Source organism: Pseudarthrobacter sp. Pseusp20 (genome assembly GCF_059492155.1).
Window position 1 is genome coordinate 286,407 of sequence record NZ_CP168521.1, and the last position, 13,766, is coordinate 300,172.

Below are 13,766 nucleotides of genomic sequence, written 5' to 3' on the forward strand. Positions count from 1 at the left end.
TCCGCAACCACGAATTTCACAGAAAGGGACACGATGTCCTCTCTTCCAGCCACCAAGCGCGTTGCCGTCATCGGCGGCGGCATCCTCGGGGTCTCCACCGCGGTCCACCTGCTCCGCGAAGGAGCGTCGGTGATCCTGCTGACCGAGCGCGGCCTCGCCAGCGAAGCCAGCGGCCGCTCGCTGTCCTGGCTCAACTCCGCCGGCGAACGGTCCACCCCGTATCACCAGCTGCGGGTGGCCGGCGTGGACCGCTACCGCACCCTCTTCGCCTCGGACCCCAGCCGCGACTGGCTGCAGTTTGGCGGCGGCCTGATGTGGAACGCCGCGGGGCAGGGCGAGGCCACCGCGGCCCGGCACGCCTACGAAAAGTCCATCGGCTACGACTCCCGGCTTCTCGCCCCCAGCGGTATCGCAGCCACCACCCCCGGCATCGATGCGGACGCCGTGCCGGAGAATGCCATCTTCAATCCCGGCGAGGGCTGGGTGAGCCTGCCGGACCTGATCGACTTCCTCATGGAGGAGTTCCACGCCCGCGGCGGCGAACTGGTCCTGAACGCGGGAAAAGCCTCCGTCATGGTGGAAGGCGGCCGCACCTCCGGCGTGGAGACAGCGTCGGGCGGGACATACCCGGCCGACGCCGTGCTGGTGGCCTGCGGCGCGGCGACGCCCGCCGTCGTCCAACCCTTGGGAGTGCACATCCCCAACGGCTCTCCCGTGTCCATGCTGGTGGTGACCAAGCAGGTGCAGCACGACGTGGCCGCGGTGATGAACACCCCGCGCGCAGCCTTGCGGCCCAACCCGGGCGGGACGTTTGCCCTGGACCACGACTGGTACGAGGAACACATTACCGAGCACGCGGACGGCTCCTTCAGCATCCCCGATGAGGTGGTCCAGGAACTGGCCGATGAGGCATCGAAGCTTGTTGCCGGCAATCCGGAACTCAAGCCCGCCTCCTGGAAGATGGGCTATAAGCCCATTCCCGGGGACGGCGAACCCGTCCTGGGCGAACTGGGCCAGGTGCCCGGATGCTTCGTTGCCTTCACGCACTCCGGCGCCACGCTGGGACTCATTGCCGGTGAGCTCCTGGCCGGGGAAATCCTGACCGGCAGGAAGCACCCCATGCTGGCCACCTTCCGGCCGGGACGCTTCTCCTAAGCCGGGCTGCAAAGGGGCGGGGCCGCGCGGATTGCGGCTCCGCCCTTTTGCCCGTGCCGTCCGGGCTGGATGCCGTCCGGCGTGTCAGGCGCCCAAATGACCGGTGAGCCGGCGGTGGAATCCGGTGCTGCGCTCATCGAGGCCTTCGATCCTCACCGTGGCCCCGTGGTCCGCGTATTTCGTTTCAATGGAGTCGAGGGCGGCCACCGTCGAGGCGTCCCAGATCTGTGCACGGCTGAGGTCGATGGACACCAGGCCCGGATCGTCCGCGTAGGCGAAGTGTTCCACCAGGTCGTTGCTGCTCCCGAAAAACAGCGGGCCCACCACCTGGTAGCGGACACTCTCCCCGTCGCCGGCCAGGGTCCTCTCAACAGTGATCACATGCGCCACCCGGCGGGCGAACAGGACCATGGCCAGGATGACGCCGACGAGGACGCCGTAGGCCAGGTTCCCCGTCAGGACCACGACGGCGACAGTAACAGCCATGACCAGTGTCTCCGGTATGGGCATCCGCTTCAGGGTGGACGGTTTGACGCTGTGCCAGTCCACCGTGGTGACGGCAACCACCATCATGACCGCGGCGAGGGCCACCATGGGAATCTGCCCCATGATCGAGCTGAGCCCGGTCACCAGGGCCAGCAGGAACAGTCCGGCCACGAACGTCGAAATGCGGGTGCGGGCCTGGCCGGTCTTCACATTGAGGACCGTCTGCCCGATCATGGCGCAGCCGGCAATGCCGCCGTAGAAACCGGCGAGGATGTTCGATACGCCCAGCCCCCAGGACTCGCGTCCCTTATGGGACGGGGTGCCGGTGATGTCATCGACGAGTTTCGCTGTGAGGAGGGTTTCCATGAGGCCGACGAACGCCACGCTCAGTGCCGTGGGCAGGACCAGCTGGAAGGTGGCAAGGTCAAGCGGGAAAAGGAACGGGGTGATCCCCGGCAGCTTGCCCGTAAGGGGACCTTCGTCCGCGACGCTCGGAACGGCCACGCCGGCGATGATGACGATTGCCGTGACGGCCACGATGGCAACCAGCGGCGACGGAACCACCTTGGTGAAGCGCGGAAGGACGAAAATGATCGCGAACGTCAGGGCGAACAGGACGTAGGCGGGCCAGGGGACATTGAGGACATGGGGCACCTGCGCCATGAAGATCAGCACGCCCAGGGCGTTGACGAATCCGATCATCACCGATCTGGGGATGAACCGCATCAGCCGGGCAAGGCCGGCCAGGCCAAAGACCACCTGGATCACGCCGGCGAGCAGCACGGCGGGCAGGACGTACTGGACACCGTGCTGGTGCACCAGCGGGGCGATCACCAGGGCGACGGAACCGGCTGCGGCGGTAACGACGCCGGGCCGGCCGCCAAGGACCGACATCGCCAGGGCCAGCACGATGGAGGCGACCAGGCTCACCATGGGATCCACCCCGGCCACGATCGAGAAGGATATGACCTCGGGGACCAGGGCCAGGGTGGTGACCATGCCGGCCAGGACCTCACGGGAGAGCTGCCGCGGGGAGCGCACGGCGGTCAGGACAGTGGTCGGTTGCCGGACGGGGCGGGGGCGGGCGGTTACGGCCAAGGAGCGGCTCCAGGGGACATGGCTCTCCTGGGAGAGCGGGTGTGCAACGTTTCTGCGCGCCACGGTGCGCACGGGTCCAGCCCGGCCATGGAAGACAATGGGGTGGGAAGGGAATGCGCCGGTAGCTTTCGGCTGCATAGGCAACACTACCCGCCAGGGTTTATGGAGGGGCAGCCAACCGCGATACGCAGTTCCGCAGCCGTTGCCAAACTGTGGCGCTTCCGCTCGGCCCGGCCCCGGGCGGCAGTAAGCTCGGCTGATAAAATGGCCGGGTTGCAGGGCGGCCATTTGAAGCTGGGGCGAGCAGTGCCGTAACAAGTCAGGGGACCACACAAACATGACGGCAGGCGGGTCACACCTCAGGATGTCGGAGAGCCGGCCGGGCACACCGGCCGGGGTTTCCGTGCCCGCCAAAGGCCGTGCCTACCTGGCAACCCTCGAAGGCTTTGTCGGCGCCCTCATGATGTTCGTCGGTTCCATCGGAACGGGCTGGATCGCCAACGGGTCGCCCATGATCCGGCAACCGGTGGTGATCGCACTCCGTACCGAAGGCTGGGGCGTGGCGGTATCCACCGTGCTGCTGACGGCCGGTGCCATGCTCCTGATGCGCTCCTGGCTTCGCCTGGGCCAGAGGCTGGGGGACTGGGGACAATCCTCCCTGCGGTCCGTGGTGGTGGCCATATCCGCCTGGTCCCTGCCGCTCTTGTTCTGCGTTCCGGTCTTCTCCAGGGACGTCTACGCCTATACGGGGCAGGGCCGCCTGGTCCAGGAAGGCCAGAACCCGTATGAGGTGGGCATTTCCACCCTCAACAACTGGTTCTCCCTGGGGGCCGACCCCGCCTGGGCGGAAAACCGAACCCCGTACGGACCGTACTTCCTGTGGCTGGCGCGCGCGGTGGTGGGACTGACAGGAGCCCAGCCTGACGCGTCCGTCCTGCTGTTCCGCCTCCTGGCCGGCGTCGGCGTGCTGCTTTGCGTCATCTACGTGCCCAGGCTCGCCGAACTGCACGGGATCAACGGTGCCCGCGCGCTCTGGATCTCCGTGGCCAACCCGTTGTTCCTCATCAGCTTCATCGCCAGTGCCCACAATGACGCCCTGATGGTGGGGCTGGCCGTCGCCGGCGTTTACCTGGCCGCCACCCGCCGCTACCTCCTGGGCGTCCTCCTGGTCACCGCCTCCATCGGCATCAAGCCCATCACCGTCCTGCTGCTGCCGTTCATCGGTGTGATGTGGGCGGGGCCCGCTGCGTCCTGGCCGCGCAAATTCCTGATGTGGGGTGCCACGGCGGGCATCAGCTTCGGCGTGCTGGCCCTGAGCGGCATCCCCTACAACCTCGGCATCGGCTGGACGTGGGCCATCATGGACCCCACCCCCGGCTACACGGGCTACTCGCCGTCGGGCTTCCTGGGCCAGCAGGTGGAGATGCTGGCCAACGCCCTGGGACTGCCCGGCGGAACGCTGGCCACCTGGCTGCGGACCGCCATGAAGTGGGCGGCGATCGCACTGGTCCTGCTGCTGATGTTCCGCGGCGACTACTCGCGGGCGGTGCGGCGGATGGCCCTGGCGTTCACCGCCGTCGTGATGCTCTCACCCATCATCCAGCCCTGGTACATCCTGTGGTTCCTGCCGTTCCTGGCGGTCACGGGAATCCGGGACGACTGGCAGATCCGCTCGCTGTACGTGGGCGTGACGTTCTTTGTGGTATTCGGCGCCCAGGACCAGCTTTCGGTCTGGTCCTTCGTGGAACTGCCCATCGACGCCTCGTCCCTGGCCTTCTTTACGGCCCTGGCCTTCACCTTCTACCTGCTGGTCCTGGACGTCCATACCCGCAAGCTGCTCATCGAGGGCAAGCCGCTGGACGTTGCCCGGCGGGCCTGGCGGTGGGTGGCGGAGCGCCGGGCCGCGCGCCAGGCTGAGGCCCGTGCCGCCGTCGACCGGTCGTCCGGGGGCAGCTAGGCTCCGGCCGGCACCTGGGCTGACGTTTTCCGGCCCAACTCCGCGGTGCGCTTCACCGACCACCACAGCAGGACCACCAGGAGCACGTTGCGGGTGGTCAGGATGGCTGCCATGACGGGGTGCGCATGGATGAGCGGGGTGTAGAACAGCGGGTAGATCACGAACGTTGTCATGGCAATGCCCATCAGCAGGGCGGCCGGGACCTTCCAGCGCTCCCAGTCATGCGCCAGGCCGGCGATGATCACCGGTGCCAGCCAGATGATGAACTGCGGCGAGCCCACCTTGTTGAACACGATGAAGGCGGTAACCATCATGAGCGCGCCTTCGAGGAACAGTTCCTCGCGTTCGGCGCCGCGCCGCAGGGCGCGGACCAGAAGGATGGCCGCGGTGACGGCCGCAAGGACCAGCAGCGGCTGCATCAGGAATGCGGCGGTGCCGGCACCGGGGCCGTAGACCTCGGTGGAATTGATGGCGGTGTTGTCGGCCATCCGTGAACCGGCGATGTGGAAAACGCTCAGCCACACCCAGGGCGTGGAGAAGGTGGCTTCAAGCTGCATTCCGCGCTCGCCCTGGTTCAGGAGGAAGTCCATGATGTGCGGCAGCCCGCCGGTCAGCCACGTGCCCAGGCCCACCACCGCGGTGACGGCGGCGCCGGCGAGGACCACCTGGATCCGCTTGTGGCTGGCGATGACGATCGGGACCAGGACGGCTGCGGGCCAGACCTTGATCCAGGTGGCGATGCTGAGCAGGACGCCGGCCACGATGGGCCGTTCAGCGGCATAGAGCAGGGCGATCAGCACGATCGGCGCCGTGATGCCCTCCACCCTGGCGAAGCTCAGGTAGCCCATGAACACCGTGAAGAACAACCACCACCAGGCGGGGGCAATGCCCGTGACCTTCCGCGGGCCACGGGTGAGGTAGACCAGGCCGACGGCGTTGAGCGCCGTGATGATCAGGAACCACACCAGCAGGTAGAGGCCTGGGCCGGCGATGTTGGCCAGGAAGATGGGGATCTGAGCCAGCACCGGGTAGACCCAGGGGCTGATCTTCCCGGTGAGGTCCGCCGGGTTGTAGCCGTCCAGGGCCCACTGCCGGTACTGCTCGGTGTCGCTGAACGTATCGCCGTTCAGGAAAAAGGATGCCATCCAGCCCAGGAAGTACAGATGGACGACGGCGAAGCCCCACCAGACGCTGGATGGGCGGGCGAACCAGTCCACCACTTTTGCCGGGAGCAGTCTGGTGCGGACGGTCACCAGGCGGTCAAAGAACCTCGTGGAAATGTCAGGTCTCCTTGAGCGCGGGGGCGGGGGCTGCGGTCTTCTTGCCCAGCGTGTAGAGGCGCCGGACGCTCCACAGGAACAGGACCACCAGCAGGACGTTGCGGATTGTCAGTACCAGGGCCATCCAGGGGTTGTTGTGGCTCAGGGCGTCGTAGAAGAGCGGGTAGATGAAGTAGGTTGCCACGGCGATGGCGATCAGCATTGCCGCCGGAACCCGCCATTCACGCCAGCTGTGCGCCAGGCCCACCGCGACGGCGGGGCCGAGCCACACCATGAACTGCGGCGAACCCACCTTGTTGAAAACCACGAACGCGGTGGCCAGGGTCAGGGCCCCGGCCAGGAGCAGCTCGGTGCGGTCCACGCCGCCGGCCACCTTGTGCTGCTTTCCGTTGTGGAGCGCCCAGAAGGTCAGCCCGGCCACCAGGAGTGCCGCCAGCACCAGGAGGGGCTGCATCAGCACGGACATGGTGGCGGTGCCCGGGCCGTCCACCTGCATGGAGTTGATGTCCGTGTTCATGTACATGCGCGAGCCGCCGACGTTCAGGACGGAGAGCCAAAGCCAGGGGGTGGTGAAGGTGGCCTCGAGCTGCATGCCGCGGTCGCCCTGCTGGGTGAGGAAGTTCAGGAGCTTGGGGACGCTGCCCAGGGCTGCTGCCAGCGCCACCACGCCCGCCGTCGTCGCGATTCCTGCCAGCACCACCAGCAGGCGGTTCTTTACGACGGCGAAAAGGGCCAGCATGATGGCCGCCGGCCAGACCTTCACCCAGGTGCCGACGGCCAGCAGGACCGAGGCGACGAACGGGCGCTGGACGCCGTAGGCCAGGGCCACAAGGACCAGCGGGGCGGTGAGGCCGTCCACCCGGGCGAAGCCCAGCCAGCCCATCAGGAAGGTGAAGGCCAGCCACCACCAGCCGGCGGGGATGGCGCTGGCGTTGCGGCCCCGCCCGGTGAGCTTGAGCAGGGCCCAGGCGTTCAGGAGCGTGGTCATGAGGACCCAGATGAAGAAAAACGGTCCCGGTCCCGCCAGGCCTGCGATGGCCATGGGGATGAGCGCCAGGATGGGGTACACCCACGGGCTGGGGCCGCCCCGGAGGTTCGCGTCGTTGAATCCCGCCATGGCCCAGTCACGGTAGATGAAGGTGTCGCTGAACGCCTCGCCGCGAAGGGAGAGGGAAGCGGCGAAGACCAGGAAGACAAGGTGCACCACGATGAATCCCGCCAGCAGGCCGCCCCCGGTGTTCAACCGGCTCCGCACCGGGGTGGGGAGGATGACGTTGCGGATCCTGGTGAGATGGCCGAAGAGAGCGTCGGTGGAAATGGCGGATCCTTGTCAGGTCGTGGCACACGTGTGGTGTCGTGCTGGTGGCTTGGTTCTGCCGCAGGGCTGGGTCAGGGGCAGCGGAGCCGTTCGGAAACAGCTTCCACTCCTGTCCAACTCTAATTCACGGTGCTTTAGCGCCCGTAATTGCTGAGGCAGGCTCGAGCCGTCACGCCTTGACCTGCGGCGACTTATTACTTGATTTTTCAAGTTGCTGGTGATCCATCCCTCGGGCATTATGAGCTGGGCACAAAGGTTCCCAAACTTCGCCTGCAGCCTTGGGGAGCGCAGGTGTTGGATATCACCCCCTACCCCCAACACACAAAGGCTAGACCCATGAACTTCCCGCTGACCCTCACCGTGTCCGACCGCCAGAGCATGGACCGCGAGCTCGACGCCGCCGTCGCTGCCGCCAAGGCCCACGCCCTGGACGGCAAGAGCCACGGCATCCTCGTTACCCGGCACGGCGCGAACAAGTTCACCGTTGCCCTCAGCGACGCGGTTCCCTTCGGCCTTACCCGCGAACACCAGGCCTGGTAGGTCCTGGCCTGGCGTTGGCGCCACAGGATCTTGACGCCAACGCCTGGTGCCGGCCCGGCTGTCCTTTTCTGCTGACGCTCGGATTTTTTACCTGACGGACTCTTCGGCCGCCGGCGGCACCTTCCCGCGGGAGCGTGCCCGCCGGCTGCGCCACAGCCGCTCCAGGGCGTCGAGCTCCTCCGGGGTGGCGTTCCGGAAGGGCGGGTCCGCGGGAAGGTGCGGTTCCTGCCGGCCCGTGCGCCGGGTGGCGATGAGGCTCGCCCCGACGGAAACGCCCAAAATGGCGGTGATGACGGCGAGGGAGACCGGCGTCGGAATGTAGTAGACGTCGATCTTGAGCGCCATCTTGATGCCCACCCAGATCAGCACCAGGGCCAGGCCCGTCTTCAGGTATACGAAGCGGTGGATGAGGTCCGCCAGCAGGAAGTACATGGCGCGCAGGCCGAGGATCGCGAACGCGTTGGCCGTGAACACCAGGAAGACCTCGTCCGTGACCGCGAAGATGGCCGGGATGGAGTCGACGGCGAAGATGATGTCCGTGACTTCAACCAGCACCAGGACCGCCAGCAGGGGAGTGGCAAGCAGTGCACCGCCCTTCCGGATGAGGAAGCGCTGGCCATGGAAGGCGTCCGTCATGGGCACGTGCCGGCGGAACAGCTTCAATGCCTGCGACTTCCCGGGGTCGATGTGCTCGTCACGCTGCCTGAGCATCCGGTAGCCGGTGAAGAGCAGGAATGCCGCGAACAGGTAGAGGACCCACCCGGCGCTGGCGATGATCGCCGAGCCCGCGGCGATGAACAGGCCGCGAAACACCAGCGCCCCCAGGACACCGAAGAAGAGCACGCGGTGCTGGTACTCGCGGGGAACGGCGAAGAACGTAAAGATGATTGCCCAGACAAAGACGTTGTCCACGGCGAGCGACTTCTCGATGAGGTATCCGGCGAAGTACTGCTGGCCGAACTCCGCGCCGTACAGGAACCACACCAGTGCGCCGAATGCAACGCCGAACAGCACCCAGATCCCGGACCAGGCTGCGGCCTCGCGGACGCTGATGACATGGGCGTGGCGGTGGGCCACGAGGTCGACGACAAGCATGAGGAGGATGAATCCGATGACGGCGAACCACATCCAGAGGGGAACGTTCATGGGGCACCTGCTTCCAGTCAGTGACAACCAACTGGAGGTCTCTCCCGGCCGTCATGCGGCCCGCCCACCGGAAGGCTCAGGGGCCTCCGTACTGACGATGGACTGTGAAGTGGGGATACTCCCCTCCGTATGAATAATTTACAGAATCCTGGAGACGTTGGGTAGGTATGGAGAACACCAAACCTGGACCGGAAGGCGGATTCGATGGATACGAAACCCAAGGTGGCTGTGCTGGGGACGGGAATCATGGGAGCGGCCATGGCGCGCAACCTCCTGCGCGCCGGTCATGAGGTCTCGGTGTGGAACCGGGACGCGGCCAAAGCGGAACGGCTGGCCGCGGACGGTGCCCGGCATGCCGCTGCCCCCGCCGAAGCTGTCGAGGCAGCCGACGTGGTCCTGACCATGCTCCACGACGTTGCCGCGGTGGAGCAGGTCATCCGGAGTGCCGCACCCGGCGTCCGGCCGGGCACAACGTGGGTCCAGTCCACAACGGTTGGGGTGCAGGACGCGGCCGCTTTGGCCGCACTGGCCGGCGAACTTGGCCTGGACCTGGTGGAGGCGCCCGTTTCCGGAACGCGCGCCCCCGCAGAAGCCGGCCAGCTTCTGGTCCTCGCCGCCGCTCCCGAAGCAGTGCGCCAACGCGTGGGGCCGGTCCTCGATGCCATTGGCGCCCGCACCATCTGGACAGGCGACGACCCGTCCAAGGGTTCCGCGGCCCGCCTCAAGCTGGTGGTCAACAGCTGGGTCATCGCGGCGTCCAACGCCGCCGGCGAAGTGGTTGCCCTTGCCCAGGCGCTGGGCGTCGATCCGCAGCAGTTCCTCGACGTGCTCGACGGCGGCCCGCTTGACCTGCCCTATCTCCGCCTGAAGATGGACCTCATCCTCAACGACCAGCTGGAGCCTGCCTCCTTCGCCGTGGACACCGCGCGCAAGGATGCCCACCTCATTGTGGATGCCGCCGTCGAGCATGGCCTGACGCTTGACGGCGCCGTTGCCTCCACAGCCCGGCTGGACCGGGTGGCCGGCCAGGGCCGCGGCAGGCAGGATATGGCCGCGGCCTACTACGCCAGCCGGTAGCAGGACCCCGCTCATCCTGGCGCGGACCGTCCGGGATAGCGCTTGCCCATTGACGTAACCGGCATCACCTCCTATATTGGATGAATCGATTCAAAGAGCTGCCGCTCCAGTCCATGACGGACTGCGGCGGCGCAGACACCACCACGAACATCGGCTGAATTCCAGCGGTTCCGGTTCCTTGCCAATGAAGACGAAGGACATAAGCACATGAGCACCACCCCAACCCGCGTGGCCCTCCCCAGCCAGGGTGCCGGCACCGGTTCGCGGGACCCCAGGAAAGCGGCGATGAGCGGCTGGATCGGAAGCGCCCTGGAGTACTACGACTTCGCGCTGTACTCGCTGGCCGCGACCCTGATCTTCCCCACCATCTTCTTTCCCTCGGAGAACCCCACAGTCGGCATTATCGCCTCCCTGGCAACGTATGCCGTGGGCTATGTCTCCCGTCCGGTAGGCGCGGTTGTCCTGGGGGCGTACGGTGACCGGCACGGCCGCAAGAAGGTACTCGTCTTCGCGATGCTGCTCATGGGCTTTGCCACCTTCGCCGTCGGGCTCCTGCCCACCTATGGGCAGGTGGGCCTCCTGGCGCCCGCCCTCCTGGTGCTCCTTCGCCTGATCCAGGGCTTTGCGGTGGCCGGCGAGCTCGGCGGCGCCAGCGCGATGATCGTTGAACACTCTCCCGATGCCCGGCGCGGATTCTTTGCCAGCTTCAGCCTCCAGGGCACCCAGGTGGGCTCGATCCTGGCCACCGCCGTCCTGCTCCCGCTCGCGGCAGTCCTCCCCGCCGACCAGTTCGGCACCTGGGGCTGGCGCATCCCCTTCCTGCTCAGCGCCGTCGTGATCCTGGCCGGCTACTTCATCCGCCGCCGGGTCCAGGAACCGCCCGCCTACGCAGCACAGTCCGGCAAGCCCGAAACCAAGCGCTTCCCGCTCGTCGAACTCCTGCGAACGCGGCCGGGCGTCCTGGTCCGCTGCATCGCGATGACCTTCACCAACGTGATCGGCATGGCCACCCTGATCTTCGGCGTATCCTTTGCCACCCAAAAGGGCTACGGCAACGGCTTCTCCAGCAGTGAGTTCCTGTGGGTGACACTCGTGGCCAACATTGCCGCCGTCATGACCATCCCGCTGTTCGGCGCGCTGTCCGACAGGATTGGCCGGCGGACGCTCATGGCTGCCGGCGGGGTGGCGGGCGGCCTCCTGGTGGGCGGATACCTGTGGGCCATTGAACAGGGGAGCCTGCCGCTGGTCTTCGTCTGCGTTGTGATCGTGCAGGGCATCTTCTTCCAGATGTGGAATGCCACCTTCGCCACGTTCTTCCAGGAGCAGTTCCCCATGCGGATCCGCGTGACCGGGTTCGCCGTTTCGCAGAACATCGGGCTCATGATTGCATCGTTCTTCCCCAGCATCTTCACGGCGATTGCCCCTCCGGGCTCCACCAACGTTCCGTTCACCATCGGACTGGCCACGCTGGGCATCTGCCTCATCTCCGCAGTGGCCACCCTGATGTCCCCGGACACCAAGGGCAAGTCACTCGAGGACCTCGAGGTGCAGAAGGTGGCACCTGCCGGTACCGCCGGCAAGTAGTCCAGCCGCAGTGCGTCCGGCCAGGGGCGCGCCACCGGGACAGGGGGAGGGGGCAGCGGATGCTGCCCCCTCCCTGGTGTTTCCGGGACTTGGGGCTGCTTGTATAGATGTATACAAGTATGATGGCCGGGGAGGTACACCATGGCCGAATCACCTGCCCGGAACACCGGGGCACACGTTGTCTACGCCGAGCTGAAACGGCGGATCCTGAGCCTTGAGCTCAAGCCGGGGGAGCGCATCTACGAGCCGGCAATGGCCTCGGCCCTGCAGGTGAGCCGCACACCGCTCCGGGAGGCCATCCGGCGGCTCATTTCGGAGAGCCTGCTGGAACAGCAGCCCACCGGAGGCGTGCTGGTGCCCGCGCTGGACGAGGCAGCCATTTCGGAACTCTACGAGGTCCGCGCAGCCATGGAGTCCCTCATGGCGCGCAATGCCTGCATGAAGGCAACGCCGGCTGACATCGAGGCCCTCGAAGGCATTCTTGAACGCAACGCGGCCATGGTGGCGTTCGCCGACGACGCGATGCAGCAGGGCATGGCACTGCACGCAAAGATCGCGGGCATTGCCGGGAACTCCTGGGCCCGCCGCTTCCACAACCAGATTTCAAGCCACATGGAACGGTACCGCCACTTCACCAACAGCACCCAGGAACGGCGCGACCAGGCCCTGGCCCAGCACCGCACCCTGGTGGCTGCCCTGGCCGGCGGCGACCCGGAGAAGGCAGCCAAGGTGGCGTTCGACCATGTCATGGGCGCCCGCGACGCCGCCGTCCAGGCCATGTCCGGCACCAGCGTCCCCGGCTCATGATCGGCGAGCTGGGCCGCCGCTCGGCCACTGCCCTCCTGGTCCACTCGGCGCTGATCCAGGCCGTCACCTTCCTGGTCCGGCCGGCGGCCACCTACCGCGCATTGGAGCTGGACGTTCCGGACTTAGCCCTGGGCATGCTGGCTGCCAGTTATGCGGTGTTTCCGCTGCTGCTTGCCGTCCCCACGGGCACCCTGGTGGACCGCCTGGGTGAGCGGCGGCTCATGGCGATCGGGGCCGCCGTCGTCCTTTCCTGCCCTGCCTTCCTGCTGCTGTGGGGCTCGTCGATCGTGGCGCTGGTGGCGGGAACCGCGCTGCTTGGTGCCGGTCAACTGGCCTGCGTGGTGGGGCAGCAGGCCGTGGTGGCCAATAATGCTGCCTCGTCCCGGATGGACTCCGCGTTCGGCTACCTGACGTTCGCCGCCTCCCTGGGGCAGGCCCTCGGACCGCTGGCGATTGCGCTGGTGGGCGGCGCCTCGGTCCGGCCCGACACCCAGGCGATCTTCCTGCTCTCGGTGGTCTTGAGCCTGGTGCTGTTCGCTGCCACGTTCGCCGTATCGACGCACGTCAGCGGCGGCAGGAAGAAGGGAGCGTCCGCTGGCAGCAGCGCCAGTGGCGTCTCACTGCTGAGGGCTCCCGGCGTGGCCCGGGCGCTGGCCACCAGCGCCACCGTCCTCGCCGTGGTGGACCTGACCGTGGTTTACCTGCCCGCGCTCGGCGCCGACCGCGGACTCACAGTGGCAACAGTGGGTGCCATGCTGACGGTGCGCGCCGTGTTCTCCATGGTCTCCCGTCTCATGCTGGGCCGGGTGTCCCGGCGGATCGGCCGCATGAGGTTGCTGGTGGTGAGCCTGGCCCTGTCCACGTTTGCGCTGGCTGCGCTGGCAATCCCCATGCCCCTGTGGCTGCTGTTTGCCGTCATGGCATTGCTCGGGCTGGGGCTCGGCATCGGCCAGCCGCTGACCATGTCCTGGCTGTCGGCCCAGGCGCCGGCCGGGCAGCGGGGCAGGGCGCTGGCGCTGAGGCTCGCCGGCAACCGGGTGGGGCAGGTGGTCCTTCCGAGCGCCATCGGCGGCGTGGCGGCCGGGCTGGGGGCGGGTGGAGTCTTCCTTGCCTCGGCGGTTGTGGTGGGCGGGACGCTCCTGCTGCTCCGGGGCGTGCAGCTCGACTGACTGCGGATGCCCTCGCGTCACGCCGGGCATGCTTCGGAGGAATGGACGACGGCGGGACCACGTGTTTCCGGGGCCACGGCCACCTCAGGTGGGCCGAAAGCGCGCCGTGCGTGACGCCGTCGTGTGCTTTCCCTGCCGGCCGTTTCCCC

General features: G+C 67.1%; 11 protein-coding genes. 7 read left to right on the top strand and 4 right to left on the bottom strand.

Translation table 11 applies throughout. The annotated features are described in order from the left end of the window. The first annotated feature begins 33 nt into the window (after nucleotides 1-33). Nucleotides 34-1,155 (top strand): NAD(P)/FAD-dependent oxidoreductase, encoded by a 1,122-nt coding sequence (locus ACEN9K_RS01415; RefSeq protein ID WP_018770379.1) that lies wholly within the window; start codon nucleotides 34-36, stop codon nucleotides 1,153-1,155. Nucleotides 1,156-1,239: 84 nt separating this feature from the next. On the opposite strand, the gene ACEN9K_RS01420 is transcribed toward ACEN9K_RS01415, so the two are convergent. Then, nucleotides 1,240-2,739, bottom strand: coding sequence for a SulP family inorganic anion transporter (locus tag ACEN9K_RS01420; protein ID WP_056389664.1), 1,500 nt, complete (start codon nucleotides 2,737-2,739; stop codon nucleotides 1,240-1,242). Between the two features lie 337 nt (nucleotides 2,740-3,076). Between ACEN9K_RS01420 and mptB the strand changes: the two genes are divergently transcribed. After that, nucleotides 3,077-4,696 carry a polyprenol phosphomannose-dependent alpha 1,6 mannosyltransferase MptB gene (mptB, locus tag ACEN9K_RS01425; RefSeq protein ID WP_488315356.1) on the top strand — a complete coding sequence of 540 codons (1,620 nt, stop codon included), beginning with the start codon at nucleotides 3,077-3,079 and terminating at the stop codon, nucleotides 4,694-4,696. On the opposite strand, the gene ACEN9K_RS01430 is transcribed toward mptB, so the two are convergent. Together ACEN9K_RS01430 and ACEN9K_RS01435 are read right to left on the bottom strand one after the other, a co-directional pair. Continuing rightward, nucleotides 4,693-5,949 carry a glycosyltransferase 87 family protein gene (locus tag ACEN9K_RS01430; RefSeq protein WP_495635057.1) on the bottom strand — a complete coding sequence of 419 codons (1,257 nt, stop codon included), beginning with the start codon at nucleotides 5,947-5,949 and terminating at the stop codon, nucleotides 4,693-4,695. The two genes, mptB and ACEN9K_RS01430, sit on opposite strands and share 4 nt — an antisense overlap. A 28-nt stretch (nucleotides 5,950-5,977) precedes the next feature. Continuing rightward, complete coding sequence (locus tag ACEN9K_RS01435) at nucleotides 5,978-7,246, bottom strand: glycosyltransferase 87 family protein (RefSeq protein ID WP_495635666.1); 1,269 nt, start codon at nucleotides 7,244-7,246, stop codon at nucleotides 5,978-5,980. Nucleotides 7,247-7,630: 384 nt separating this feature from the next. Here ACEN9K_RS01435 and ACEN9K_RS01440 point away from each other — a divergent pair, with 384 nt between their 5' ends. Then, nucleotides 7,631-7,834, top strand: a complete 204-nt coding sequence (locus tag ACEN9K_RS01440) for a hypothetical protein (RefSeq protein WP_018770374.1) — start codon at nucleotides 7,631-7,633, stop codon at nucleotides 7,832-7,834. An 87-nt stretch (nucleotides 7,835-7,921) separates the two neighbouring features. Here the strand turns inward: ACEN9K_RS01440 and ACEN9K_RS01445 are convergent, their stop codons facing one another. Further along, the gene (locus tag ACEN9K_RS01445; protein ID WP_495635058.1) at nucleotides 7,922-8,980 is read right to left on the bottom strand and encodes a TerC family protein; all 1,059 of its coding nucleotides are present in this window, start codon (nucleotides 8,978-8,980) and stop codon (nucleotides 7,922-7,924) included. Between the two features lie 204 nt (nucleotides 8,981-9,184). On the opposite strand from ACEN9K_RS01445, the gene ACEN9K_RS01450 reads away from it, so the two are divergent. From ACEN9K_RS01450 to ACEN9K_RS01465, 4 genes are all read left to right on the top strand, one after another. After that, entirely contained in the window at nucleotides 9,185-10,057 is an 873-nt protein-coding gene (locus ACEN9K_RS01450) for an NAD(P)-dependent oxidoreductase (RefSeq protein WP_018770372.1), read from the top strand. Between the two features lie 207 nt (nucleotides 10,058-10,264). Next, nucleotides 10,265-11,641, top strand: coding sequence for an MFS transporter (locus ACEN9K_RS01455; protein ID WP_056389566.1), 1,377 nt, complete (start codon nucleotides 10,265-10,267; stop codon nucleotides 11,639-11,641). Between the two features lie 141 nt (nucleotides 11,642-11,782). Further along, nucleotides 11,783-12,448, top strand: a complete 666-nt coding sequence (locus ACEN9K_RS01460; protein WP_056389564.1) for a GntR family transcriptional regulator — start codon at nucleotides 11,783-11,785, stop codon at nucleotides 12,446-12,448. Continuing rightward, nucleotides 12,445-13,617, top strand: a complete 1,173-nt coding sequence (locus ACEN9K_RS01465; protein ID WP_495635059.1) for an MFS transporter — start codon at nucleotides 12,445-12,447, stop codon at nucleotides 13,615-13,617. The genes ACEN9K_RS01460 and ACEN9K_RS01465 overlap by 4 nt, the downstream gene beginning before the upstream one ends. Nucleotides 13,618-13,766 lie beyond the last annotated feature (149 nt).

Excerpts from the sequence above, each read along its gene's own strand:
- ACEN9K_RS01415 (WP_018770379.1), top strand. The coding sequence starts at position 34 with ATGTCCTCTCTTCCAGCCACCAAGCGCGTTGCCGTCATCGGCGGCGGC.
- mptB (WP_488315356.1), top strand. The coding sequence starts at position 3,077 with ATGACGGCAGGCGGGTCACACCTCAGGATGTCGGAGAGCCGGCCGGGC.
- ACEN9K_RS01440 (WP_018770374.1), top strand. The coding sequence starts at position 7,631 with ATGAACTTCCCGCTGACCCTCACCGTGTCCGACCGCCAGAGCATGGAC.
- ACEN9K_RS01445 (WP_495635058.1), bottom strand. The coding sequence starts at position 8,980 with ATGAACGTTCCCCTCTGGATGTGGTTCGCCGTCATCGGATTCATCCTC.
- ACEN9K_RS01450 (WP_018770372.1), top strand. The coding sequence starts at position 9,185 with ATGGATACGAAACCCAAGGTGGCTGTGCTGGGGACGGGAATCATGGGA.
- ACEN9K_RS01455 (WP_056389566.1), top strand. The coding sequence starts at position 10,265 with ATGAGCACCACCCCAACCCGCGTGGCCCTCCCCAGCCAGGGTGCCGGC.
- ACEN9K_RS01460 (WP_056389564.1), top strand. The coding sequence starts at position 11,783 with ATGGCCGAATCACCTGCCCGGAACACCGGGGCACACGTTGTCTACGCC.
- ACEN9K_RS01465 (WP_495635059.1), top strand. The coding sequence starts at position 12,445 with ATGATCGGCGAGCTGGGCCGCCGCTCGGCCACTGCCCTCCTGGTCCAC.